This is a genomic window from Mangrovibacterium sp. (assembly GCF_059905295.1).
In genome coordinates this window covers 1-26,746 of record NZ_JBZQJF010000174.1, presented here as the reverse complement: position 1 = coordinate 26,746, position 26,746 = coordinate 1, and the positions used below count along the sequence as shown (strand labels likewise).

Below are 26,746 nucleotides of genomic sequence, written 5' to 3'. Positions count from 1 at the left end.
CGTTATTCTGCAATCAACAGGAAATAGTTTTTCTTTCCTTTCTGCACCAGGATATATTTATGACCAATCAGGAAATCTTCGTTGATCATCAATTCCTGATCCGTAATTTTGTCTTTATTAATCGCCAATCCATTTCCTTTAATGGTGCGACGCAACTCTCCTTTCGACGGGAATACGGCTGCATGATCAGCTAACAGGTCAACAACATTGACACCGGCTGCCAATTCTGACTTTGCAATATTAAATTGCGGTACTCCTTCAAAAACTGAAAGGAAAGTCGATTCGTCCAGTTTGCGTAAAACATCAGCAGTTCCCCGGCCAAACAGAATTTGCGATGCCTCAACAGCCATCTCATAATCTTCGCGAGAGTGTACCATCACGGTTACTTCTTCGGCCAATTTTTTCTGCAATTCACGTTGGTGCGGTGCTTCCCGATGTGTTTCAATCAATTTATTGATTTCATCCTGCGCCAGGAAGGTAAAAATACGAATGTAATTTTCGGCATCCTCGTCGGTCGTATTCAACCAAAACTGGTAAAACTTATACGGCGAAGTCAGATTTGGATCTAACCATACGTTACCCGACTCCGTTTTTCCAAACTTTGTACCGTCAGCTTTTTTGATTAAGGGAATGGTCAAAGCAAACGCTTCACCATCCGACTTACGACGGATCAATTCAGTTCCGGTAGTAATATTCCCCCACTGATCAGACCCTCCCATCTGCAATTTACAGTCCATATTCTGATTCAACCAGTAGAAGTCGTATCCCTGAACCAATTGGTAGGTGAACTCGGTAAAAGACATTCCGGCTTTCGCATCCGGATTCAGGCGTTTTTTCACCGAATCTTTGGCCATCATATAATTAACGGTGATGTGTTTACCGACGTCACGAATGAATTCCAGAAAACTAAGCTCCTTCATCCAGTCGTAGTTATTCACCAGAACTGCTTTGTTTTCAGCATCACTATCAAAATCGAGAAACTTTGACAATTGTTTGCGAATACCATTCAAATTACGCTGTAAAGTTTCTTCATTCAGCAAATTACGCTCTTGTGATTTTCCCGAAGGATCACCAATCATACCCGTTGCCCCACCAACCAGCGCAATTGGTTTATGTCCGGCTAGCTGGAAACGTTTCAGTAACATAATCGGAGCTAAACTGCCAATATGCAAAGACTCAGCAGTTGGATCGAATCCCACATAAGCTGAGGTCATTTCTTTTTGCAATTGTTCTTCAGTTCCGGGCATCATATCGTGTAGCATGCCTCTCCAGCGCAATTCTTCAACAAAATTCATTGTAATGGTCGTATTTATTATTCTGTAATTCTATTTAAAACTTCAGTTTTATTCCGAATAAGAGCAAAACTAAAATCCGGGCAAAGATATAAAAATGAACCGTTAAGCTTGGCATTTATCGCTCATAATCGGAAGCATTGACTATTCCGAAATTTACAAGGATATATAGGCATTGTAAATGACTCCAACTACAGCGCATGTAACGCAAAGAAAGTAGAGACTCCCCAAAAGCAAGTACGTTGAAAAAGTCTTTAAATAGCCTTAGCCGTAAGATCCGTTCCGCAATTCTAACAATCATGGGGAGGCAATTCCGAAATTGGCAACCGTTCTTTTTTAAACCGTTTTGTTCGTTTCATGACCATCTTTCGGTTTTTGATTCTCGCCAGCCTCCCAGAAATCAAGGAATGGCAGAAGCGTTGGTACCAGGTTTTTCAACGGCTCATACACCTGTGATTCCTCCTTCGTTTCTTCCGACAAAATATGAACATCCTGGTCGATATGATCAAACAACAACAAAACAACACTGAGCACCAAAGCTGTTTTCAGCACGCCCAGCAGCATGCCAGCCAAATGGTTCAACACCCCTAAAGCAATAGCCTCAACCACTTTCGTTAGCAATTTCCCAATGATATGTACAACGACAACAACAATCAAAAAGGTAATAAGAAAGGCTACAATCCCAACATACTTGGGATCCCAATGAAAATTGTCCGTTATAAAATCAGCCGCGAAGTAGGAGAAGTGAATCGCAGTCCAGATGCCAAGAATCAGAGCGACCAAAGAAGCCAGTTCAATGATAAAACCTTTCATAAAACCGCGTACACCAGCGATGATTAATAAAATTCCAAGAACGATATCGATGTAATTCATATAATTGACAAGGAGGTTTGTAAACCCTAAAAATATAAAATTATTTATTGCACAAACGATTCCCCGGGTACCTGGGGAACTTTTGTTTACAAAATTTATTCGTTGCATTAAGACCATTAGCTTGGAAAAGCTTATTTTCGTTGAGAACGTAACAACAACAATAAATGACAATCATAAACTCCATTGTTAATTGGCTGAATTACAAGCGAATTTACGAGATCGATTTATTTAAAAAGCACCCTATTGAAACACAGCGGGAAGTGCTTTTTGATTTGTTGCATCAGGCACGTGACACTGAGTTTGGACGAAAATATCAATTCAAAACAATTACCACCGAACAAGATTTCAAAGAACGAATACCGGTTCGCAACTACGAGGCTTACTCGCCTTATATTGACCGTTTACTGAAAGGCGAAAAGAATGTCCTGTGGCCCGGCGAAACAAAATGGTTCGCCAAATCATCGGGAACAACAAATGATAAGAGCAAATACATCCCGGTTAGTAAGCAATCGCTCGAAGATGTACACTACCGGGGATTTAAAGATGTGTTGGCCCTTTATCTGAAAAACAATCCCGATTCAGGTGTTCTCTACGGTAAATCACTCACGCTGGGAGGTAGTCACCGTGTAAACAGCTTCAATAACAACTCATACTATGGTGATTTGTCGGCCATCCTGATTGAGAACACACCGTTTTGGTCGGATTTCATTCGAATTCCGCCGGCAGAGGTGGCCCTAATCGAAGAATTTGAAGAAAAGGTTGTCAAAATTATTGAGCAAAGCCGCGATGAAAATGTAACATCACTGGCAGGCGTTCCCTCGTGGAACCTGGTACTGCTGCAACGCGTTCTCGAAGCAACAGGCAAGAAAAACATCCTGGAAGTATGGCCCAACCTGGAAGTGTTCATCCATGGCGGAATTAAATTTGATCCTTACCGCGAACAATACCGGCAAATGATCCCTTCGGACGAGATGAACTACATGGAAACCTACAATGCTTCGGAAGGTTTCTTTGCCATTCAGGATAACCCCGAAAGCAACGATATGTTGCTGATGCTCGACTACGGGATTTATTACGAATTTATCCCGATGGACGATTTTCACTCGGAAAATCCACCTGTCCTTTCGCTCAACGATATCGAGCTCGAAAAGAACTACGCCATGGTTATCAGCACCAATGGAGGCCTTTGGCGTTATCTTATTGGCGACACTGTCAAATTTACCAACCGAAATCCGTTCAAAATAAAAATCACCGGGCGAACCAAACACTTCATTAATGCGTTTGGCGAAGAGTTGATCATTGAAAATGCTGAAGAAGCCCTGAAGGTAGCTTGCGAGCGAACATCAGCCATCATTCGCGAATATACTGCCGGACCTGTTTTTATGAGCGGAACCAACAAAGGAGCACATCAATGGATCATCGAATTCGACAAGCAGCCTGATGACCTTTACCATTTTATATCAGTATTGGATGGCACGTTGAAAACGCTGAATTCGGATTACGAAGCCAAACGCCACAAAAACATCACGTTGGAGCGCCCCAACATAACGGTTGCCCCCGAAGGTCTGTTTTACGAATGGATGAAGCAACGAGGCAAGGTGGGCGGACAAAACAAAATTCCACGACTGTCCAACGACCGCAAGTACCTGGATCAGCTATTGGAATTGCAGGAAAAGAAATTTGGAAATGAAGCCTGACACCAACAGGCATTTTATAAATTTGTATACAAACTCGAAAAAAAAGATAAAACATGCATATTGCAATTGCCGGGAATATTGGAGCCGGAAAAACAACACTCGCCGGGATGCTGGCCAAGCATTACGGATGGACACCACATTATGAAGACGTTGATGAAAATCCCTATTTGAATGATTTTTATGAAGATATGCAGCGGTGGTCATTCAACCTGCAGATTTACTTTTTAAACAGCCGTTTCAACCAAATTCTGGATATTCGGAATTCCGGAGAAACAGTTATTCAGGACCGGACCATCTATGAGGATGCTGAGATTTTCGCCCCCAACCTGCATGCCATGGGGCTGATGTCGACCCGGGATTTCCACAATTACAGCAGCCTCTTCCAAATGATGAGCAAATTAGTGAAGGCTCCCGACCTGTTAATTTACCTGCGAGCTAGTGTTCCTACCCTGGTTAATCAAATTCAGCTGCGTGGTCGCGAGTACGAAAACTCCATCCGGATTGATTATTTGAAGCAGCTCAACGAGCGCTACGAGGCCTGGATCAGTCGCTATAACGAAGGGAAATTACTGATTATCAATGTTGACAAAATTGACATCACCAACAACCCCGAAGATTTAAGTGGCATTATCGATAAGATTGACGCCAGTATTCATGGCTTATTCTAGTCCACAACACAGCAAAAATTAAAAAAGGCAATTGAAAATGATCGATACACATTTTCAATTGCCTTTTTTTTGAAAGTCACTTCTGAGTTTCGAGTTTCAAGACAACCCGACAACTTCAGATAACAATGACAACCTGATGTCCGAAAAACGTTCCACTTTCATTCCTGTTGGTGATTCCCCGAAATCATATCCGTTTTTCAAAAAGCCGGAATAATCGAAAAAACGATTAGGCTTTAATCGCTTCAACTTCAGAGAATATAGCAGGCCATACCTCATCCGGTATTTTAGCTCCAAGTACCTGAATGACTTCTGCTGCCAACAAGCCACCTAATCGTCCACAATCATTCAAGGTGAAACCATTGGCCAGGCCATATAAGAATCCGGAAGCATACACATCACCGGCTCCCGTTGTATCAACAGCCTGAACCGGAGTTGCCGCAACGCGCACAAACTCATCACCCGCTTTAACCAACGAACCTTCTTTGCCAATTTTGACAATGGCTATCGAGCACTGCCCGGCAATTTCGTTTAATGCATCAATTGGTTCCTTGCCGGTATAAGCTTTAGCTTCTTCCTCGTTAGCAAACACAATATCTACATACTCAGCAACCAAATGTTTCAGGAAATCGAGGTTCGCCTCAACCACATTGAAACTGGCCATATCCAGGGAAATGGTCAAGCCATTTTTCTTTGCCATCCTCAGGATCCCTTCAATCAATTCGTGATTAAATACCAGGTAGCCCTCAATATGCAGGTAGTCATACGGTGCAAACAATTCGTCTGTCAGATCACTAACCAACAACTCGCTGGCAGCACCCAGGTAGGTACCAAAGGTACGCTCCGAATCGGGAGTAATCAGTGTAGCCGCCACTCCCGAAGGAATATTGCCTTTTAGCAGATGCGGTTTAATTTGAAGATCTTCAAATGCATTTTTGAAAAACTGCCCGATCTTATCGTCGTTGATTTTACCAATAAAGGCCGTTTTGCCACCCAGTTGTGCAATTCCACGAACGGTATTCGCAGCTGATCCACCGGTTTCCATACCGGCATCCAGGTCGGCAGTGGCTGCCAGAATCTTTTGCGATAAATCGGCATCAACCAAGGTCATGCTACCTTTGGGCAAACCAAATTGTTCCAATAACTGGTCATCTTTCAGCTGAACCAATACGTCAACCAAGGCACTACCAATTCCTACAATCGATTTTTGAGCGTTTTTCATGCCGCAAAAATATAAAAAAACTCAATCGTCCCGGCCCTCCTGTCTACCAATGACAGATAGATGGATGGAAGGATAGATGGATGGAAGGATTGAAAACTGCAACCAGCTAGCCCATCGGGCTTCAACATCAATAGAAAGAACGTCCCACCTCCGGATATCACGATGCCGGGAAACGCGCCAATCTTTAACCGCAGAGAACACAGAGGAAACGCAGAGGGATGGATTAACGATTGAGAAACCCGCAACCCGCAACAGCCCCTGACCTATAAAGGGGTAACTATACCGGCAACTTGAAACTTAAAACACGAAACTTGGAACTTGAAAGTTTGATGGATTGAAAGAGTTGCAAGTTGAATCAAATCCCAGACTTTAAGTTCCAAATCTCAAAAAGGGGCATAGCCGCAGTCACAGCCACGAGCAACAAACCCCTGGCCTACCGATGTAAAATCGGTACAAGCTCTAAAGGGGTAACTATACCAGCAACTCGAAACTTAAAACTCAAAACTTGGAACTCAAACACAAGCCCTCCTATTTAGAACAAATACAAATTGATTGCTTTCGAGCATTTTTCAATCAGCTAATCATATTTATTACGGCGTAATGTCGTAAATTAACAATTCACAGTCAAGGACTTACAAATACACATTTTTGCGAATCGATAAAAACAACGAAATGAACACCGAAAACAGAATTTCATTTAACATGCCGGCTGCAGAAGCAGAGGAAGTCAAACTGCTTTTCAAAACGGCAGCCGAAAAGCTGGCCCCTTACCTGACCAGCATAACACCCGATGATAAAAAATCGCTCGCCAAACTGGGAAATAAGGGTTACTCGTTTGTAAATAAAGGAAACGAATATTTACAACTCCCCGAGAGCCCAACACCTCCCTACCTGGATAAAGCTGAGGTTGCGGTCGACCTGGCAGGCTTCGATGTACTTCGCCAGATACTGCAAACGATTCAGCCAACCATTGATATGCTCGAAGACAGTATGACCCTGTCGGGCAGTGAAGCCTACAGCGGCATATTGGTATTTTACAATTATGTGAAAGGCGCAGCTGCTGCCAGTGTGCCTGGTGCACAAACTATTTACGATGACTTAAGTGCCCGTTTCCCCGGACGCGGACGGTCTAAATAACCCATCTCTTTCTGGTCCTTGCTGATTGAAACAACATGAATATTAAAAAGCTACCCCAGGATTAAACGCCCCGGAGGTAGCTTTTTTCTTGTTATCGGGAGACGATCCTTTCGGGCTGATCTTTCTCCCGCCTGGCAGTCCTTATTTCCACGAGCGGAACAAACTTGCCCGCCCGGTGAGCAAAAGTTTCAACAGCTAACAAAATCGTCGTTTCAGCAAGAAAAATGCTCAACAAACGAGCTTTTCGATATAAAAAGAGACAAATTTCTCCACGAAGCAACCAACTTGCCTGAATTCAGGCAATAAGATAACTTTTTGTCACCTTTTTGATTTAAATCAGGCAAAGAACTCGAAAATACGGGAAAAAGCTCGTTTAGTCAGGCAAATTGCCTTTAAAGAGGCAAATTTGTCGTATGCAGGTCAATTTGGCGGCCCGGACAGGACCTGATAACTTAGAATTATCAGCTTAAAAAAAAGCCATCATTCTCCCATCGATTATTCAGGAGCAAGGTCTACAGTGTAAGAAAAGCCAACCTCCGAGGGAGGTCAGCCTTTCTGCTACCTAACGGCCGTTTACCTTGAGCTGCTTAGGTTGAAACAACGGCCATCGATATATTAACCTGAGTTCCATCCTATAATATTCGTCACCGATTTAGTTCTTATATTTCCCATAGCCTACACCCCAGGGAGCACGGTACTCTCCATAAAACATTTCGGGTACTGGTCCTTCGTTGACCACCTGAACAACAATAAGCTCGGGCCAATACAGGGATTCAAAACCAATCTCGTTACCATCAGCATCGTACCAGGTACCTGTATCTTCATCCAAAACATCCGTTGATTTACTGGAAACCAGTTTGCGGAAGTGCGACCAGTGCTCTCCATCCATTTCGCCTGAATATTTAAAGCTGATCCAACCGTTAGAATCAACCCATGTTGCCGGATAAACACCCGACTTACTGATAATACCTGCGGTCCAGTGTGCATTTACATGGGTATCCAACAGCTCCGAAGGCATGAGGTAAAGCCAATAATCATAGTTTGCTAACAACATATCCCAAAATTCCATTCCCTCGCCATGGTATACCTGTTGCTTGTAATGCGGCCAACCTTCAAAGAAAGTGTCTCCCAGCATCATATTAACCAAATAGCCGTTGAATTGACCTGCATTCCAATTAAAGCCCCAGTCATCAAAACCGGTTGGCTTATCATTCATCGTTTTGGCAGCTTTCAGATTTGGATCTCCTACCGCTTCGTCGAGGGTGGTCTGTTGACAAGAAAATAACAAGGCAACAAGCAGCATCAGCAGAGGTACTAAATTCAATTTTTTCATGATAGCAGATTTTAGTGATTACATTCGACGAAGGCATTTCAACTGTATGTCTGAAACCGAACAACCAGCCAAGCAGCTGGCTAGTTGCCGCATCCTTGCCATGCAATAAAGTGCTTCCCATTGAACACGATCCGATCAATGCGCACAAGCCCCTTGTGAATAAACCGGGCCTCTATAACCACATTTCCATCAACCTTGTAGGTTTCCGAATCAATCATTCGATAAACATCTCCAGTCGTTTGGCCAACCAGGGTCCCACCAAGTGCATTGTAATGAACGACATTGCCATTTTCGAAATAGTTAAACCACACGGCATAGGTTAAGACCTCACCGGCACAATAGCAATTAATACTTCCTGTAAGGAAAATTTTTTCCGGCTTCACTGGCGCATCGGCATAGGCTGCCAGCCCTAGTGCCAGAATTAAACTGACAATAAACACCTTTAAGTTTTTCATGATTTATGGTTTTTAAGTTTCGTCACAAAGTTCAGGCAACCATCCACTTGCAACATATCAACCCAAAGGCATAATCTTGAAATTTTGGCGCACCAGTTTCAAAAATGAAGCATTGATTCAAAGATTTTGGTCCTGTGGAATTAGATCTAATCGGGAATTACCACTCCCACTTTGCTGACGAGTTCACGGAATACAGGAGATTCATGGAGTGGATAAAAATCAGGATATGTAATCATCACCGGCAGATCTTCGTTTTTATAATCAGCGGCTATACCCAGGTATTTCAAAGCATTCTCCTGGTCGTTCAATAGCATATAAACCGAAGCAATTATGACCGGATTGGAGCAATAACGAGGTTCATTTTTGGTGGCTCCAACAAGCCAAAAATGAAGACAATTTTCAAAGGTGTCAGAATTATAACAATCCACCATAGCCTGATTTCCCATGATGTGCTGTAGTTGCAACCAAGTCTCCACTGCCTTTTCTTTTTCGCCCGCCTGGTAATATGCAAAGCCCAAACCATTCCATGCAAAGCCGTAATTCGGGTTAAGCTCAATCACCTCCAGATATTTCTGAATGGCTTGATCGTACTTACCCGAAATGTAATACCGATCTGCAGAAACACAGCCTGTTTCCGGATTCACCGGATCCAAATTTTCGGCTTTTAAAGCCTCCTCAATTGCTTTCGAATATTGTCCGGTAACGACATAATAGTCGGAAAGAATAAGATGTGCCTTCGCATTATTGGGTTCCAACACCAAACCTCTTTCGACGATTAATTTCATCTCGTCCCATTCCCAATTCAATTTCCCGCGTAAATTTGCTTCTGTAATATACGCTTCACCTGAATGAGGGTCGATTTTCAAGGATTTACCGATAGCTTCCCGCGCATTTTCACGATTCGTGTTTTTTTCTTCATTATCTCCAATGAGAGTATTGACGGCAAGGTAGCCTTCAGCCAAAGCCGTATAAGCGGGTGCAAAATCCGGAGCCAAATGATTGGCCTCTTTTAAATAATCAATCCCTTTAATCAGCGAGTTATAGCGTATTTTTTGGGTATTCAGCAAGTGCCTGCCACGCAAATACAGGTCGTAAGCAGCAGGAGAGACCTTTGCTTCTTCAACTTTCAACATGGGCTTTCCTGTTATCTTTGAAATCTCTCCGGCAATTTCATTCGAAACCTGACTAATCAGCTGCAGAACATCTCCGGAATCCTGATCGTAGGCCCCCGCCCAAACATGTTCCTCTTGGGGCAGCGGATCGATTAACTGCACGACAACCCGCATACTGTCATCATCGTAGATTACCGATCCCTCCAGTAAAAGATCGACATCCAGCTCACGAGCTATCTGCGGGTAAAGCTTCTGCTTCCCCTTATAAATCATTGCCGACCCCCTGGAAATCACCCGGATCGACGTATTTTTATAAAGCTCAAAAGTTATGGCCTCTGTTATTCCATCGGCCAGGTATTCTTTATCTTGATTTTCAGAAAGAAACTGAAATGGCAGTACGGCAATCGAAGCATTCTCAAAAGACGTTTTATCTTTCGGCATTATCAAGGCCAAATAGCCCGCTAAAATGATAATCATAGCCAACAACGCTCCCAGGATTGGCTTTTTAGTCCACCATTTCAACCGCGGTGCTTGATCCGATAATTCGGTGTTCTCCCCTGCTTCGATTTTCCTTTTGTACTCTCCCGGTGTTATTCCGTATTGATCAAGGAAACATTTATTGAAATAGGAAGGGCTGCTAAACCCAACATTATAGGCTATCTCCGAAGCAGTCAGGTCGTCATGCTGTAACATTTTACAAGCTTCGCTCAGCCTGATCTCACGAATCAGCTGATTCACTGATTTACCGGTTGAAGCCTTTATCTTACGCAGGGTCTGCGAGCGACTAAATCCAACCTCCCGAGCCAAATCAAGCACTCCAAACTTTTCATTGGCCAGGTTCCGAAAAATAACCTCTTCAATTTTATGAATAAAATTATCAGACATGCAGCTCAGTTAGACGAAATGATAATAAACCAGTACTGAGCTATACGGAAAGGAATCAGGCGAAGTTTTATGACATGAATCAACAACAAGTACTCCCTTTGCCTGTCCCGGAATAATGTAACCATTAGGAAAAGCATAAGTATTCAACAATACGGCTCAATCAACAACCGACAACGACCCGTTGATACGAACTATTCATGGAAGGTCCAAACGATTCAATACTAGCCCGGATTGACCGTTATCTAGCCGACCCACGGCTTGAACCTGAAGCACAACTCAGAAAGCGCTGGGTATGGATCTGGATGGTAGTCACTTTTCTGTTCGTTGTCCTGACATCCTTCATAGAACTGGTCATACTGAAACTTTGGCCCATCTGGTGGTTCAGCGTAGTCTTCCTGGCTGGTTATGCTGTAGGTTTTCCCCTGTTCCGCCGGCTAAAGCGCTTCGACCTGGTTATTAATATTCTTTTCACGGTCTTTACTACTGCGGCCATGTTTGCGATGCTCCAGGTGGGGGGACTTACACATTCGTTGGGCTTCGTGTTCATTGGGATGAACTGCGCCATGGGGTCAATACTGGCCGGAAACCTTCGCTGGACTATTGGGATGTTTGCCTGGTATTGCATCACAATCCTTCTTATTGGAATTTTTCAACCAAGCTTAACAACGCCCGATTTCATTACTCAACAGGCAAATACAATTTCGTTCGTGGGCCTTACATTCTGGATCAATGCCTGCATCCTGTTTATCGTCATTCTTTTCATGAAAGACAAAAGTCGCTACGAAAAAGAAGAAGCCGCAAAACTCCGGAAAATAGACGAGGCCAAAACCAAACTTTTCACCAACATATCGCACGAATTTCGAACTCCACTGACTGTGATCCTTGGAATGGCCGAGCAGCTGGAAAAAAATCCGGAGAAATGGCTGAAAAACGGACCTGAGAAAATAACCACACAAAGCCGGATCTTGCTGCGGCTAGTCAACCAGATGCTGGATATTGCCAAAATCGAAGCCGATGAAATGCCAATAAACCTGATCAATGGCGATATCAACAAATTTGTCCGTTATCTGGCAGAATCTTTTCACAGCCTGGCAGAAAGCCGGCACATCGACCTGATTATCAACCGTAATACAAGTCCAATATTTACCGATTATGACGCCGACAAACTGATGCATATTGTTTCAAACCTCTTAGCGAATGCTATAAAATTCACTCCTGCAGGCGGCCGGATATACGTAAACGTAGAACAGAACACAGAAGAGAATGAAAAAGTAATCAGGATTATCGTGAAAGATACGGGCAGGGGAATTCCGCAGGAATCCACGCAAAAGATATTTGACCGATTTTACCAGGTCACCGACAAAGGCAACCAAATTCCCGGCACCGGACTAGGACTAGCTCTTACATCAGAACTGGTGAAGCTTATGAAAGGCAAAATCCGGGTAAAAAGCGAAGAAGGAAAAGGTGCGGAGTTTACGGTCTCCCTGCCGCAAACAAATATGGCTACAGCAAGTAAAGACCATGGGATTTCCGCGATAAATCAGGAACCGATCAATGCAGGAATACCAAAAATGACATCCCCTCCCGGAAGTGGATCAATCATCAAAAAGAAGGATCATCTGCCACTACTGTTGATCGTTGAGGACAATAGTGATGTGGTCGAATACCTGAGGGCTATTCTTGATGAAAACTATCGCATTGAGTTGGCATCAAACGGGAAGAACGGACTCGAAAAAGCCAGAGACATCATTCCGGACATCATTCTTTCGGACGTTATGATGCCACTGATGGATGGGTTTGAGATGCTCGAACAACTGAAGGCTGATATTCGAACCGACCACATTCCTGTCGTGATTTTAACTGCCCGTGGCGATTTTGATTCGAAACTCATCGGGTTGGAACACGGTGCTGACCACTACCTGGTAAAACCCTTCAGCGAAAAGGAACTGCTTCTTAAACTCAATAACCTGCTGGAACTGCGCCAAAAGATGCAAAAACAATTGGGGAGCCTGCCTTTTATTCGCCCCGGCGAGAACGTCCAATACAAACACGAAACCTTGTTCATGAAAAGACTGAACACTTTGATTGAAGAAGAACTACACAACGAAGATTTTGGGATCAATGATATTTGTCTGTCAATGAACATGAGCCGCGCCCAGCTATACCGAAAATTTAGGGCTCTGACCGATAATTCGGTGGGACGATACCTTCGCTCATGCAGATTATTACACGCCAGAACCTTACTCGAAAAACATGGCCGCAATGTAACTGAGGCGGCTTTTGAATCGGGCTTCCGAAACCTTTCTCACTTCAGCACCTGCTTTCATGAGGAGTTTGGATGTGCTCCAAATGAGCTCATCAATTAACAGAGTACCCCTTTGAGACGATCACCAAAACATTCGAGACAATAGCCAAAGCACTACCCTCTGCTATTCAGTATCTTTAACTGTATGTCCGAGCCCGAAAACCTCAATGTTTGAAACCTTTAAAATTCAGGAAAAATGAAACGATTGATTTTTTTACTCTGGTGCGTGAGCCTCTTTTTTGCAGGCTGCGAGACAAACGATTCGTTGCTTCCCGATGTGGATGTGAACCTTAAATCAGCCAAAACTACAATGGTTCCGATTAAAGGCGAGCTACAATCGTCTGTAACTGAATCCCTAAACGGTATCCCTGTATACGGAATCTTATCCGGGAACATTTCACATTTAGGGGAGTTGATCTCTGACAAAAGTACATGGTACACCATTTCTGTGGAAATGGACGAACAGACCTGGACTATTTCTTGGCAAATGTTTGGATCAGTTTGTGCTGCCAATGGCGATTTCCTGAAGTACACGCTTTCAGGGTCGTTTAACATCCCCGAGAATAAAATGAATGGACAAGTTGATTTTGACGGCGGCACCGGCAAATTTGCTCAGGCACAGGGAACCATGGAATTTACCGGCTATGCTGATGATCCCACAAACATAACAGCAATGTATATGGAAACTGAAGGGATGATCACTAATGTTGGCTCCAGCCATGGCGACGAAAATCCATTAGTTGAGCAAAATGAATCGATTGCCAAATTATTTATAGAAGCATGGGATACGCACGACACCAACCTGCTGACTTCCTTATTCGCCGATGAGTTCATCTATACGGAAGTAACAACGGGCCATCTCTACACGGAAAAGGATGCACTTGTAATGTACGCCAATGCCTCCATTTCGGGAATACCTGACACCCGATTTGAAGTGGTATCCATCGCGGCAAATGAACGATTTGCAGCGGTAGAGTGGATTTGGAAAGGAACAAATACAGTTGGCTGGCCTTATCTGGGAATTCCTGCCACTGGAAACTATTTTGAATTACCCGGTGCTTCTGTTATGGAAATTGACAGCGGTAAAATAATCTGGAACAAAGATTACTGGGACTGGAACACCTTCATGCAATTAATTGGTGTTGGTCTGTAATTACGAAACTAAAATTGTCAACAAAAAAAGGCCGGAAGCAATTCCGGCCTTTTCAGCTCCCCAAGTAGGACTTGAACCTACGACCTACGGATTAACAGTCCGCCGCTCTAACCAACTGAGCTATTGGGGAATATTTCGTTCACAAATTATTGCCTTTTGTTCCAAAGGCGTGTGCAAATCTAAAAGCTTTTTTTGAATTTCAAAAACCAAAAGTTGAGTTTTCGCAATTATTACAACTTCTACCCACTCTTTTGGAAAGTAAAAAGCCGATTATTACTAATCGGCTTTTCAGCTCCCCAAGTAGGACTTGAACCTACGACCTACGGATTAACAGTCCGCCGCTCTAACCAACTGAGCTATTGGGGAATATTTCGTTCATAGAACTGCTGCCCTTGATTTCAAAAGCGATGCAAAAATAAGAGCATTTTCGAAAACAAAAAACTTTTTCAAAAAATTTTTGCTTAAAAAATGAATAATCCGCAACTCCATGATTCGGGCTGAATTGCCCAAACCACGTTATCTCACACACATCAAGCCGATTAAATACTTCAACTAAAAATGACGTGTTAAAGCCGATCTCCACCACAAATAATATTTTCCTTCCAAATCTTTAATCGATGGAAAGGGATAATATAAATAATGGGCATGATCACCGATATAGAAACCGGTTTTTATGGTGCGATACGGAACATCTCCCTTCATATATCTCAGCACTGTTTTAGTTTGTCTTCCTGCTGATTCTTTCAACCTGATCAAGCAATCGCGCAAATGATCGGGGTTTGGATACGGTAAATTGTGAATGGGAGCATAAGGATCATTCATCAGCTCATTCAAAATTAAGTCGCACAAGAAGATTTTAGGCGCCGATACCGGTTTGCTTTGATCGGTCAAAAGACGGATAAAATCGATCGGGCCTAATTTACTGGCTACCCGAGTGGAAATTGGTGCCAGTTGCTGATACAGGTGAATAGGGTCGTTGTTACGACTAATATAATCATGGGCCTGCAACTCGAGTACCCGCCCGTCGTCAGTCACCAGGTACAGGCTTCGCAAAGCCTCCAACGGAGTTTTCTCGAACACCCGGTAGATTGACAAAAACACAGAGCGCTTCGGCTCATTATCTTCATAAGGCTTCATCTTCATATTCACAAAATCCTGATGAATTGGAGTTTTTTCAGGATTAACTTCAAAAAAGATTGCTTGCCCTCTAATCTGTTTCTTGGTACCTACAGCCAGGTAGTTTCCAAAATCGACAGGCGCCAAGTGCGACGCGATAAGGGACTCGGGCGTAGCCACCAAATAAAAGTATTTTTTCATGGCTTCTGATTTATGGTCTTTCAGTATGAAATACGAATTCACGCCTTAAAAAGTTAAGCCTCGAAACACAAGATCCGCCAACCTTTAATTGCATGATCTGTGAATTCAAAAAAGGATAAAAGGATCGGATTCCTATTCATTATCAACAACATCAATCCTGCATTAAGGATTCCCAAAGCATATCGAAACATTCTTTCATATTCCCAATTTTATTGCCTACTTTCGCACATCATTTTTTTGAAGAATTCAATTATGTGGGTTACCCTCTCAAGACTAATCCTGAAAAACAGGATTGCCGTATTAATTATACTTGCACTTATCACTGTATTCATGGCCTTTCAAGCGACACACGTTGAAATGTCCTATGAATATGCACAGCTATTACCTAAGAAAGACCAAGCTTATAAAGACTACCAAAAATTTCGGTCTTTATTCGGCGAAGAAGGCAACCTGGTTGTGGTGGGTGTTGAGGATCCCAAATTTTTTGACCTAACTCACTTCAGAAGATGGCAGGAATTAAACCACGATTTAAAACAAATTGATGGGGTTGAAAACCTGATTTCAGCGTCCAATGCCTACGACCTGGAGAAAAACACCAAGGAACATAAATTTGAAGCCAAACAAATATTCCCGGAAGAAATAGCTTCACAAGCAGAGCTCGACAGCTTATCTAAAACTTTCCAATCGCTTCCGTTCTACCGAGGACTTCTATACAACCCAAAAGGAAATGCATACGTATTGGGGATTACCGTAAACAAAGACAAGATGCATTCCAAGCTTCGGGAAAAACTGATCTTAAGCATCAAAGAGCGATGCGACCAGTTTACCGAAGAAACAGGATTGCAATTGCATTATTCCGGTCTTCCATACATTCGGGTTATTAATTCAATTCGAATTAAAAAAGAGATTTACCTGTTCTCGGCCCTGGCCATGGGCTTGTGTATTCTGGTTCTTTTCTTTTTCTTCCGTTCGTTTAAGGCCGTCCTCATCCCGGTTACAATTGTACTCACCGGGGTAATCTGGGCAATGGGAACCATGGCCTTACTGGGCTTTAAAATTACCCTGCTGACCGGAATGATTCCCTCACTACTCATCGTTATCGGGATACCCAACAGCATTTACATGCTGAACAAATACCACTACGAATTCCGGGCACATGGCAATAAAATAAAAGCCTTACAAAGGGTTATTATTAAAATTGGGAATGCCACCTTCCTGACCAACCTGACAACAGCGTCGGGTTTTGCAACCTTTATTATTACCAACAGCGAGATTCTCCGCCAGTTTGGTTTGGTTGCCTCTCTGAATATCATGGGACTATTCTTACTTTCAATTTTGATGATCCCATCAATCTTCAGCTTTCTGGCACCACCCAAAGAACGCCACATTCAGCACCTGGACAATAAAACAATCGGTCGCATTATCGACAAGCTGGTTGAATTAACTTACCACCATATTAAATGGGTTTATTTTTCCGCCTTCCTTGTTTTGTTACTGGGACTTTACGGCATCACATTAATTAAGAGTTCCGGCTATATGGTCGACGACATTCCGAAAAGCGACGTAATCTATAAAGACCTGAAATTCTTTGAGAATCAGGTTGACGGGATTATGCCACTGGAGATTATCATTGACACCAAGAAGCCCAACGGAGCCATGAATCTCCAGACATTCAGATTGATTGACAAGCTGGAAAACCGATTAGCCGAATATAAAGAGCTTTCGCCTTCATTATCACTTTTGAATATTCTGAAATTCGCCAAGCAAGCGTTCTATAACGGCAACGAAAAATACTATACGATACCGACTAACAACGAACGAAATTTTATTCTGGCTTACGCCAAAAATGCAACAGAGAACACCAACTCCGGAATTGGATCATTGCATTCCTTTATCGACAGTACCCAACAAATAACGCGTGTAAGTATCCGCATGAAAGATGTGGGAACAAAACGCATGGAGCAATTATACGGCGATTTCAAAATGGAGGTTGATTCAATCTTCCCCCAGCAGAAATATGACGTCACTGTAACAGGTTCCAGCATCACGTTCTTCAAAGGAACACAATACCTGGTGAAAAACTTATTCTCCAGCTTAGCACTGGCAATTTTCCTGATCTCAGCATTTATGGCTTTCATGTTCTATTCGTGGCGAATGGTCATCCTGTCATTAATTCCGAACATACTCCCGCTGATTTTTACTGCAGCGATTATGGGATTCACGGGCATACCGATAAAAGCATCAACAATCCTTGTTTTCAGTATTGCCTTTGGTATTTCGGTCGACAACACCATTCACTTTCTGGCTAAATACAGGCAGGAATTGTCGCTCACCGGATGGAATATTCAAAAATCGGTACGCATGGCGCTGAAAGAAACCGGTGTTAGTATGATGTACACCTTTGTTGTATTATTCTTCGGATTCGGCGTTTACAGTATTTCGAAGTTTGGCGGTACAGCAGCTTTAGGGGTATTGGTATCATTAACACTACTAGTTGCCATTACTTCCAACCTAATTCTTCTTCCAAGTTTGTTAATTGGACTGGAACGACTGACAACAACACGCTCATTCCGAGAGCCGCTTCTTCAAATTTACAATGAAGAAGAAGACATAGAGCTTGAAGAACTTGAAATTGAAGAAAATACAGATAACAACACAACCGATAAATAATAACGGCGAATCAACAATAAGGACAATGGAGCGGGTTAAAGCATTACAGAATCAACTAATCAGTTACCTTGAAAACGAGGCCAAAACCATCGGCCAAACAGCACCGTTCAATTTATATCAGCCGATAGAATATACCCTGAACATGGGAGGCAAAAGATTGCGCCCGGTCATGGTACTGCTAGCTACTGAGTTGTTTGGAGGAAAAGTAGAGGATGCCATGCATACAGCCATGGGCGTCGAGATCTTCCACAACTTCACCTTGCTACACGACGACATTATGGACAAGGCCGATATGAGACGAAACAAACCGGCAGTTCATAAGCAATATAACGAGAACATTGCGATTCTTTCAGGCGACGCCATGTCAATTATGGCCTATCGATACCTGACCAAGACCAAACTCAAACGACAGTCGGATATTCTGCAGCTATTCACCGAAACAGCAATTGAAGTTTGTGAAGGCCAGCAGTACGACATGGACTTTGAAACCCGCATGAATGTTACAGTCAACGAATACCTTGAGATGATCAGGCTGAAAACCGCGGTACTGTTGGCATGCAGTTTTAAAATGGGAGCATTGACGGCCGATGCAAAAACAGAAGATGCAGAATTAATCTACGATTTCGGCATTAACTTAGGGCTGGCATTTCAGCTACAGGATGACCTGCTGGATGTTTATGCCGATCAGGAAAAGTTTGGCAAACGAATTGGAGGCGACATCATTGCCAATAAAAAAACATTTTTGCTGATCAATGCGTTAGAATTGGCCAAACAAGAAGACAAAAGAAATTTGTTAGGCTGGTTGCAGAAAGAATCGTTCGATGAATCGGAAAAGATTGCTGCAATTAAAAAAATATACAAAAACACGGGAGTAAAAAAGATTTCAGAAGATGCAATTGCGGCTTATTACGACAAAGCCATTGAGTCGTTAAGAAATATATCATCCGATGAAAGCAAAAAGGCTGATCTTTTGTTATTAGCTCAGTCAATCATGAAAAGAGAACATTAAAAGTACGACTGTGTCTGGAAAATTCGACCGTAAATTATTAAGTTTTAATTGGCTTGGTGGATTGAGGTGCTTTTAGTAATTTCCCGACGCACAGGAAATAAACTAATATAAACATGAATCAAAATATTGGTAAAGTTGTCCAGGTAATTGGACCTGTAGTCGATATTAGTTTCGACCGGGAGGGTTCTGAGCTCCCTAAAATCTATGACGCACTGGAAATCGTTCGTCCGGGTACTACAAACCTTGTTGTTGAATGTCAACAGCACATTGGAGAAAATTCAATTCGTGCAATCTCAATGGATTCAACCGACGGGCTGAGAAGAGGAATGGACGTTATCCCATCAGGAGCGCCAATTACAATGCCGAACGGAGAAAGCGCACTGGGACGTTTATTGAACGTTACCGGAGATGCAGTAGACGGATTGGCTCAACTACCTAAAGATGGTTTGCATATTCACAACAAACCACCAAAATACGAAGACTTAACAACTGAAACGGAAGTTCTTTACACAGGGATTAAAGTAATCGACCTGATTGAACCTTATGCCAAAGGGGGAAAAATTGGTTTGTTCGGAGGTGCCGGTGTCGGAAAAACCGTATTGATACAGGAGCTGATCAACAACATCGCCTTGGCACACAGCGGCCTTTCTGTTTTTGCCGGTGTCGGTGAGCGTACCCGTGAAGGTAACGACTTGCTTCGCGAAATGATTGAAGCCGATATTGTTGACTATGGAAAGGACTTTAAAGAATCAATGGAGAAAGGAAGCTGGGATCTGGATAAAGTAAGCGAAGAAAGCTTGAAAAAATCCAAACTGGCCCTGGTATTCGGACAGATGAACGAACCTCCCGGTGCGCGTGCTCGCGTTGCCCTTTCAGGTTTGACAATTGCCGAAAGTTTACGCGATGGTGACGGCACTCCCGGATCAGGTAAAGACATCCTGTTCTTCGTTGATAACGTATTCCGCTTCACCCAGGCAGGTTCTGAGGTATCAGCTCTTTTAGGCCGTATGCCTTCAGCCGTAGGTTACCAACCAACATTAGCAACAGAAATGGGTGTTATGCAGGAACGAATCACATCAACAAAAAACGGATCGATCACCTCAGTACAGGCTGTATACGTACCGGCTGACGACTTGACTGACCCTGCGCCAGCGACCACTTTCGCTCACCTGGATGCAACAACAGTATTGAGCCGAAAAATTTCGGAGCTGGGGATCTACCCTGCGGTTGACCCACTGGATTCAACTTCGCGTATTTTGACTCAGGATATTGTTGGGAAAGAGCATTACGAATGTGCCGAACGCGTAAAAGAAATCCTTCAACGTTATAAAGAATTGCAAGACATTATCGCGATTCTGGGTATGGACGAACTATCGGAAGAAGACAAGCTAATTGTTCACCGTGCTCGTCGTGTTCAGCGTTTCTTGTCTCAACCATTCTTTGTTGCTGAGCAATTTACCGGCTTAGAAGGAAAACTGGTTTCAATAGAGGATACCATTAAAGGCTTCAACATGATTATGAATGGGGAAGTTGACCAATATCCGGAAGCAGCTTTCAACCTGGTAGGTACAATTGAAGAAGCAATCGCAAAAGGTGAAAAAATGATGGCTGATGCCGCCGTTTAATCCTAAAAAACGAAATTATGTTTCTTGAAATAATTACACCGGAAAAGAAATTATTTAGTGGCGATGTAAAACTGGTAAAGCTACCAGGTAGTGACGGAGGCTTCGAAGTTCTGACAAAACACGCCCCGATTATTTCAACTCTGGTACAAGGAGAAATAAAAGTCATTGATGCTGCCGACCAAGTATCGTATATCGATATTAAAGGAGGAGTCGTTGAATCGCAAGATGATAAAATCATTGTTCTGGCAGAAGCCAACTAAAATGATTTGAAAACATAAAAAAAACCTGAAGGAAATCCTTCAGGTTTTTTTGTGCTATCTATTATTATATAACTAACGCTTCAACACATTTACCATTCGCAATAAGGCTTCTTCCAACAATGCACGCGTACATCCAAGATTAAGCCGCATATACCCACTTCCCTGCTTGCCAAATTGCACGCCTTTATTCAATCCAACACCAGCTTCGAGCAAGCTATTATTCAATTCCTCATCCGTTAAGCCCAAAGCCGAGAAGTCGATCCAGGCCAAATAGGTCGATTCAAGCTTCATCGGTTTTACTTCCGGAAGATTTTCTTTCAAATAATCCACCAGGAAATTAAAGTTTCCTTCCAAATAACTCACTAATTGTTTGCGCCACTCTTCACCTTGCGTAAAAGCAGTTTCGAGCCCGATATGGCCGAAGATATTCCCCATGTGCAGATGCGGAACATTAAGTTGACGCTCGTAACGAACCCAATTACGTTTATTCGGGATAATTAAAAACGAAGTGGTTAAACCAGCCAGGTTAAACGTTTTACTGGGCGCCATACAAACAACACAGTTTTGAGCAATCTCTTCGGAAAGCATTGGAACCGGAATGTGTTTATAACCGTCAAAAATTAAGTCAGAATGGATTTCGTCGGATACAATCAAAATATCATGCTCTACACAGAAATTTGCCAAGGGCAATAACTCTTCCTTAGTCCAAACCATTCCTCCTGGATTTTGAGGATTGGATAACAACAACATTTTTGTTTTTTCGGTTACCTTTCCTTTTAAATCATCCAGATCGAATGAATAACGGCCATCAACTAACTTTAACGGATTTTCTAAAACAACCCGCTTGTTACCGACAACCGATTCGAAAAACGGGAAATAAACCGGCTTTTGAACGATTACCTCATCACCTACTTCCGTAAAAGCTTCGATAAGCAAATTTAACCCCGCCACGACACCGGGACTGAATGAAATCCACTCCTTCTTGATATCCCAATCATGGCGTTGCTTCATCCAATCAATTATGGACTGAAAATAAGACTCAGGACGGAACGTATAACCCAGCACTTCGTGATCTAATCGTTTGCGCAATGCATCCAAAATAAAATCCGGAGTTTTAAAATCCATATCTGCCACCCATAATGGAAGAATATCCGATTTTCCAAAAATGCGTTCACTGGCATCCCATTTTAAACTATTAGTCCCGTAACGCGAAACCTCTTCATCAAAATTATACTTCTTCATTTCTCTTATCTTATTTATTAGACCACGATTCCCCTTTCAGAACACCTCTAGCCAGATAATTAAAATCGTGTCCCTTATATATTATATATAGGACTACCGAAAAACCGATAACCTTCGATACTTATCTCTGCAGGAAAACAACAATACCACAAAGGCAGTTCAACCGTTTTTTTTATTACCACACATTATAACTGAGAGCAAAACTACACATTCATTTGCAGATAGAACAGAAAGACTCGCCTTCTGACTAAGCAAAAGGAGTCAAATTGATCCTGTTACAATGAAATTTCAACAAATACAAGGATAATGAACTCTTAAATTCTTACATATTGGCATCTCAAGCCGTATCTACACAACCAATATGAGCTGCCGTTTCCGCAAACGACTGACAAAAATCATGGTTTTCGCAATTTAAGACCTGTTAGTGTTAATATTGGCTTAACAGTTAACAATTTTTTACCACTTCTCAAAATTTAAACATCAAAAAAAAGACCCGACAAAAAGCTCAGCAAAACAACCTTATATTATTGTTTTACTGCCATTTAACCAGATTTCAAAATGCATCATCTTTTCATTTTATGCTGAAGAGCATGTTTTTTAACTTACCCTTAACATGTGTTGTGCAGCATATTACATACCCGCACTCTATATTTGTACTGTGCTTAATGTTTAACCTTAAAGAACAGAAAAATGAAAACAATGAAAACAATTATCGCAATCTTCGCCTTAGTAGCTTCGGCAAACATTGCATCAGCAAGTGGTAACTTAAGAGTTGATATTTTACCATTATCATCAGAACGTGCTGTAGTAGCAGTTTCAAGTAAAGCAGAATCTCAATACGAGATCAGCATCGAAAATTCTTACGGAGAAGTAATCTACTACAAAGAAACAGAAGGTAACATTACCGATTACCGCAAAGTTTACGATTTCTCAAAATTAGACAGAGGTGACTACAAAGTTATTGCAACTATCGATGGTGCAACCAGCGAGCGTACTTTCTCTGTTGGTTCAAAAGAAATCGCAGTTGGTGATCTAAAATATGTTGCTGACCCTGTATTCTCATTCAACAACGATGTACTGCGTGTAGCTTACTTAAACTACCCTGGCAAAAGCGTTGATTTGAAAATCTACGACGGAAACGACTTGATTTACTCAAAAGCAATCGACAACCAATTTGCAGTAAACGAAGGATTAAGCCTCGCAAAACTACAAAGTGGTGATTACCAAGTTGTTTTAGCTAGTGGAGACGAAGTATTCGACTACACAGTTCGCAAGTAATTAGAACGACACACCCTCTGAAAAAGCGGACGACCGCTATTACCAAAACCGAATTTTCAAAGTTGAACGGATTAGAATTGTGATGGAAATGAAAACAACAATGAAATTTCTTAGCATGTTAGTTATCCTGATTCTTTCAGGAGAACTAACCTTTGCCTTGGATACCCCAAAGGTAGATGTAAAACCACTGGCAGGCAAAAATGCCTTGCTGGAAGTCAATAATGCAGCAAATGCAACTCTGGAGATTACACTCCAGAATAAGTCTGGTGAAATTGTGTATTACAGCATGACTCAGCCTGAAACAAGCAAATATCAGCAAGTTTATGACCTTTCGGATTATAAACCTGGTGTATACAATTTGATTGTTAACAGCGACAACGTTGTAACTGAAAACCAATTAACTATTGCAGACAACCAGGTAAGCTTGGGACAAGAACAAATGACTCAAGAACCGTTTTTCAGCTTCAGCAATGAAGAAGAAATCCTGCGTGTTGCCTATTTGAACTACCCGGGAGAAAAGGTAAAGCTCAAAGTTTATGATGGAAATGATCTTATTTACAATAAAGCATTGGATAACTCATTCTCTGTGAACGAAGGACTCAACCTATCAAAACTCCAGGCTGGACGATATGAAGTAGTGCTCGCTGCCGGAGCAAAGAAATTTGCCTATCCGGTTACTATCAGATAACAAACAACTTAATTGATATGAAATCCAATGCGGTTCTCGAAAGAAGCCGCATTTTTTTTTGCTTTCTACCGAACAAAAAAAAGAAGCTTTGGCACTTGCTCGTCCAAAAACTCCTTGATCTATTTGAACCCAAATACAAGTTAAATCAAATACTGAAATAAATCGGGTTTATCATTCACATACTCGTAAACAAATCCATATTGGGTCATTCGTTGCAGCAAACCTTCCAAATCATTTTTATCCGTCAGCTCTATCCCGACAAAAGCAGGTCCTTTCTCCCGATTTGTCTTTTTTGAATAGTCAAAGTGGGTGATATCATCTTTAGGACCGAGCACATTATCCAAAAAGTCACGCAAGGCACCTGCTCGCTGCGGGAAACGAATAATAAAATAATGTTTCAGGCCTTCAAATAACAGAGATCGCTCTTTAATCTCTTCCGTTCTCGTAATATCGTTATTACTGCCGGAAACAATACAAACCACATTCTTTCCTTTAATCTTATCGGCATAATAATCGAGAGCAGCGATCGACAAGGCACCGGCAGGCTCTACAACTATTGCATCGCGGTTATAAAGCTCCAGGATTTTAGTACAAATCCGACCTTCAGGGACCAAAACGATATCATCGATAATCTCTTTGCAGATCTCAAAAGACAAATCACCAACACGCTGGACTGCAGCACCATCAACAAATTTATCGATATTCTCAAGCTTCACCACTTCCCCCTTTTCCAGCGAGGCAGACATCGACGGTGCCCCAGCAGGCTCCACTCCGATAATTTTGGTATTGGGACTCACTTGCTTGAAATAGCTACCTACTCCTGCAATCAGTCCACCTCCACCGATTGGAACAAAAAGGTAATCAATCTGACAGGTTGAATCCTGAATAATTTCCAAAGCAACAGTCGCCTGTCCTTCAATAATCAAGGGATCATCGAAAGGATGAATAAAGGTCTTGCCATTTTCTTCACAGTCCTTCAGTGCCTCGGCGCTGGCCTGATCATAAGTATCACCCCAAAGGACAATCTCAACAAACTCGCGTCCAAACATCTGCACTTGCTTAATTTTTTGCTTCGGAGTAGTTGTTGGCATGTAAATTTTAGCCTGAATACCTAACTTAAAACTGGAATAGGCAACACCCTGAGCATGATTACCTGCACTGGCACAAACAATACCATTTTTCAACTGCTCGGCATTCAAACTTTTAATTTTATTAAAGGCTCCCCGTATTTTGTAGGAACGAACAAGCTGCAGATCTTCCCGCTTCAACATAACCCGAGCCTTAAATTGCTCTGACAAATTGAAATTTTCAGCCAAAGGAGTACCGCTCAATACTTCATTAATCGTTAGCTTGGCACGATTAATCGCCTGTAAAGTCGGAAAATATTTTGCCATAATTTTCTGTTCTAAAAAAGAAGAAAAATGAGTTTAAAAAATCGATGCAAAAGTATCGTTTTTATTCCCGCAATCACTTACATAAGTCATATACTTAATCAAATACAAGGATGTTTTACTTTAATTTTTCAGGTTTGTATTCTTCCTGATAATCAGTCGAGAGCACCCTAAACTCCGTACGCCTGTTAATCGATTTGGCAATTTCTTGCTGTTCGGGTGTCAATTTATTGATGTAGTCTTCGGTTAGCACATCGTTCCGTTTCAGAAAGTCGTACTGCTTAGCTAACTCACGGGTAACTTTTTTAGGCCAGGTTTCGCCGTAGCCCTTTGCCACCAAACGCCCCGGGCTTATCCCCCGTTGAATCAAATAATCAACGGCTGCCTGCGCACGTTTCTGCGATAAATCGAAGTTGAATTTTTCGGACCCAACATGGTCGGTATGTGACATCAACTCGATCGTAATGGTCGGATTCAATTCCAGAATCTGCACCAAGCTATCCAACGAATGCTTCGACGCATCGTTCAACTCCCACGAACCAAAGGCATAGCTGATATTTTCAATCTTAACAGGCTCATCAATTGGCCGCAGATAAAGGCTTACATTGAAGTCCTTGCTGTCAGTTAAACCAATGGTATTTTCACGCACTTTGTCACTCAAATATCCGTCGCGATAAGCCGCAAAAACATACTCCGTTTCCGGATTTAGTTTGAGTTGGAATTTACCATCATTGGCACGCATTCGAAGATTTGTTCCGTCGGTTGCAATAACACGAACACGAGCTCCATCGATGCGAGCTCCGGTTTCCTTATCATAAATCTCCCCGGTAATACGATATACTTTCGGAGGTAAGTAAAACGAGTAAATATCATCACTACGAGATCCTTTTCGATTCGAGGCAAATAAACCGTGTGGATTTGCTTCGTTAATAAAGGTCATCCCAAAGTCGTCGCCTGAAGAGTTCACCGGAACCTTTAAATTTTCAACGGTCCAATGTCCATCATCGGCTTTCGTCGCTTTAAAAATATCCAAGCCTCCCATTCCCGGCCAATAATCAGATGAAAAATAGAGGTTTCCTTCATAGTCCATAGAGGGAAAAACCTCATTACCCGGCGTGTTAATTTCCTTACCCAGAT

At 42.3% G+C, this 26,746-nt stretch carries 21 protein-coding genes and 2 tRNA genes; 11 read left to right on the top strand and 12 right to left on the bottom strand.

The genetic code is table 11. The features are described from left to right. Nucleotides 1–2 precede the first annotated feature (2 nt). Nucleotides 3–1,295, bottom strand: coding sequence for a tyrosine--tRNA ligase (gene tyrS, locus AC37HE_RS09340; RefSeq protein ID WP_500782563.1), 1,293 nt, complete (start codon nucleotides 1,293–1,295; stop codon nucleotides 3–5). A gap of 333 nt (nucleotides 1,296–1,628) precedes the next feature. Further along, on the bottom strand, nucleotides 1,629–2,165 hold the full coding sequence (locus tag AC37HE_RS09335) for a CvpA family protein (RefSeq protein WP_500782562.1): 537 nt from the start codon (nucleotides 2,163–2,165) through the stop codon (nucleotides 1,629–1,631). 164 nt (nucleotides 2,166–2,329) lie between these two features. Here AC37HE_RS09335 and AC37HE_RS09330 point away from each other — a divergent pair, with 164 nt between their 5' ends. Further along, the gene (locus AC37HE_RS09330; protein WP_500782561.1) at nucleotides 2,330–3,862 is read left to right on the top strand and encodes a GH3 auxin-responsive promoter family protein; all 1,533 of its coding nucleotides are present in this window, start codon (nucleotides 2,330–2,332) and stop codon (nucleotides 3,860–3,862) included. 53 nt (nucleotides 3,863–3,915) lie between these two features. Continuing rightward, the gene (locus tag AC37HE_RS09325; protein WP_500782560.1) at nucleotides 3,916–4,530 is read left to right on the top strand and encodes a deoxynucleoside kinase; all 615 of its coding nucleotides are present in this window, start codon (nucleotides 3,916–3,918) and stop codon (nucleotides 4,528–4,530) included. A gap of 226 nt (nucleotides 4,531–4,756) precedes the next feature. Here AC37HE_RS09325 and AC37HE_RS09320 read toward each other — a convergent pair whose 3' ends face one another. After that, entirely contained in the window at nucleotides 4,757–5,749 is a 993-nt protein-coding gene (locus AC37HE_RS09320) for an adenosine kinase (protein ID WP_500782559.1), read from the bottom strand. Between the two features lie 672 nt (nucleotides 5,750–6,421). Here AC37HE_RS09320 and AC37HE_RS09315 point away from each other — a divergent pair. Continuing rightward, nucleotides 6,422–6,886, top strand: coding sequence for a hypothetical protein (locus AC37HE_RS09315; RefSeq protein WP_500782558.1), 465 nt, complete (start codon nucleotides 6,422–6,424; stop codon nucleotides 6,884–6,886). Between the two features lie 652 nt (nucleotides 6,887–7,538). Here the strand turns inward: AC37HE_RS09315 and AC37HE_RS09310 are convergent. The 3 genes from AC37HE_RS09310 to AC37HE_RS09300 all read right to left on the bottom strand — a co-directional run bounded on the left by AC37HE_RS09310 (nucleotide 7,539) and on the right by AC37HE_RS09300 (nucleotide 10,671). After that, nucleotides 7,539–8,219: a hypothetical protein gene (locus AC37HE_RS09310; protein WP_500782557.1), complete on the bottom strand. Its 681-nt coding sequence runs from the start codon at nucleotides 8,217–8,219 to the stop codon at nucleotides 7,539–7,541. 80 nt (nucleotides 8,220–8,299) lie between these two features. Further along, nucleotides 8,300–8,674: a hypothetical protein gene (locus AC37HE_RS09305; RefSeq protein ID WP_500782556.1), complete on the bottom strand. Its 375-nt coding sequence runs from the start codon at nucleotides 8,672–8,674 to the stop codon at nucleotides 8,300–8,302. A gap of 146 nt (nucleotides 8,675–8,820) precedes the next feature. Then, nucleotides 8,821–10,671, bottom strand: coding sequence for a helix-turn-helix domain-containing protein (locus tag AC37HE_RS09300; protein ID WP_500782555.1), 1,851 nt, complete (start codon nucleotides 10,669–10,671; stop codon nucleotides 8,821–8,823). Nucleotides 10,672–10,868: 197 nt separating this feature from the next. Here AC37HE_RS09300 and AC37HE_RS09295 point away from each other — a divergent pair, with 197 nt between their 5' ends. Together AC37HE_RS09295 and AC37HE_RS09290 are read left to right on the top strand one after the other, a co-directional pair. Further along, on the top strand, nucleotides 10,869–13,037 hold the full coding sequence (locus AC37HE_RS09295) for a hybrid sensor histidine kinase/response regulator transcription factor (protein ID WP_500782554.1): 2,169 nt from the start codon (nucleotides 10,869–10,871) through the stop codon (nucleotides 13,035–13,037). A 135-nt stretch (nucleotides 13,038–13,172) separates the two neighbouring features. After that, nucleotides 13,173–14,129 (top strand): ester cyclase, encoded by a 957-nt coding sequence (locus AC37HE_RS09290; protein WP_500782553.1) that lies wholly within the window; start codon nucleotides 13,173–13,175, stop codon nucleotides 14,127–14,129. Nucleotides 14,130–14,185: 56 nt separating this feature from the next. On the opposite strand, the gene AC37HE_RS09285 is transcribed toward AC37HE_RS09290, so the two are convergent. From AC37HE_RS09285 to AC37HE_RS09275, 3 genes are all read right to left on the bottom strand, one after another. Continuing rightward, nucleotides 14,186–14,259 (bottom strand) — tRNA-Asn (locus tag AC37HE_RS09285). Nucleotides 14,260–14,421: 162 nt separating this feature from the next. Continuing rightward, nucleotides 14,422–14,495 (bottom strand) — tRNA-Asn (locus tag AC37HE_RS09280). A 186-nt stretch (nucleotides 14,496–14,681) separates the two neighbouring features. Then, a complete protein-coding gene (locus AC37HE_RS09275; RefSeq protein ID WP_500782552.1) occupies nucleotides 14,682–15,446 on the bottom strand; it encodes a hypothetical protein in 765 nt (254 codons plus the stop codon). Between the two features lie 330 nt (nucleotides 15,447–15,776). Here AC37HE_RS09275 and AC37HE_RS09270 point away from each other — a divergent pair, with 330 nt between their 5' ends. From AC37HE_RS09270 to AC37HE_RS09255, 4 genes are all read left to right on the top strand, one after another. After that, entirely contained in the window at nucleotides 15,777–18,116 is a 2,340-nt protein-coding gene (locus tag AC37HE_RS09270; protein WP_500782551.1) for an efflux RND transporter permease subunit, read from the top strand. Between the two features lie 25 nt (nucleotides 18,117–18,141). Beyond that, nucleotides 18,142–19,125 (top strand): polyprenyl synthetase family protein, encoded by a 984-nt coding sequence (locus AC37HE_RS09265; protein WP_500782550.1) that lies wholly within the window; start codon nucleotides 18,142–18,144, stop codon nucleotides 19,123–19,125. A 113-nt stretch (nucleotides 19,126–19,238) separates the two neighbouring features. Next, nucleotides 19,239–20,750, top strand: a complete 1,512-nt coding sequence (gene atpD / locus AC37HE_RS09260; RefSeq protein WP_500782549.1) for a F0F1 ATP synthase subunit beta — start codon at nucleotides 19,239–19,241, stop codon at nucleotides 20,748–20,750. 17 nt (nucleotides 20,751–20,767) lie between these two features. After that, a complete protein-coding gene (locus AC37HE_RS09255) occupies nucleotides 20,768–21,010 on the top strand; it encodes a F0F1 ATP synthase subunit delta/epsilon (RefSeq protein ID WP_500782548.1) in 243 nt (80 codons plus the stop codon). Between the two features lie 72 nt (nucleotides 21,011–21,082). Here the strand turns inward: AC37HE_RS09255 and AC37HE_RS09250 are convergent, their stop codons facing one another. Then, nucleotides 21,083–22,252 (bottom strand): MalY/PatB family protein, encoded by a 1,170-nt coding sequence (locus AC37HE_RS09250; RefSeq protein WP_500782547.1) that lies wholly within the window; start codon nucleotides 22,250–22,252, stop codon nucleotides 21,083–21,085. Nucleotides 22,253–22,951: 699 nt separating this feature from the next. On the opposite strand from AC37HE_RS09250, the gene AC37HE_RS09245 reads away from it, so the two are divergent. Together AC37HE_RS09245 and AC37HE_RS09240 are read left to right on the top strand one after the other, a co-directional pair. Beyond that, nucleotides 22,952–23,530, top strand: coding sequence for a hypothetical protein (locus AC37HE_RS09245; protein ID WP_500782546.1), 579 nt, complete (start codon nucleotides 22,952–22,954; stop codon nucleotides 23,528–23,530). A gap of 88 nt (nucleotides 23,531–23,618) precedes the next feature. Then, nucleotides 23,619–24,218, top strand: coding sequence for a T9SS type A sorting domain-containing protein (locus tag AC37HE_RS09240; protein WP_500782545.1), 600 nt, complete (start codon nucleotides 23,619–23,621; stop codon nucleotides 24,216–24,218). 140 nt (nucleotides 24,219–24,358) lie between these two features. Here the strand turns inward: AC37HE_RS09240 and ilvA are convergent, their stop codons facing one another. Then, the gene (gene ilvA, locus AC37HE_RS09235) at nucleotides 24,359–25,612 is read right to left on the bottom strand and encodes a threonine ammonia-lyase (protein WP_500782544.1); all 1,254 of its coding nucleotides are present in this window, start codon (nucleotides 25,610–25,612) and stop codon (nucleotides 24,359–24,361) included. 115 nt (nucleotides 25,613–25,727) lie between these two features. Beyond that, the coding region (locus AC37HE_RS09230; protein WP_500782543.1) for an OmpA family protein at nucleotides 25,728–26,746 on the bottom strand (1,019 nt) is incomplete at its 5' end.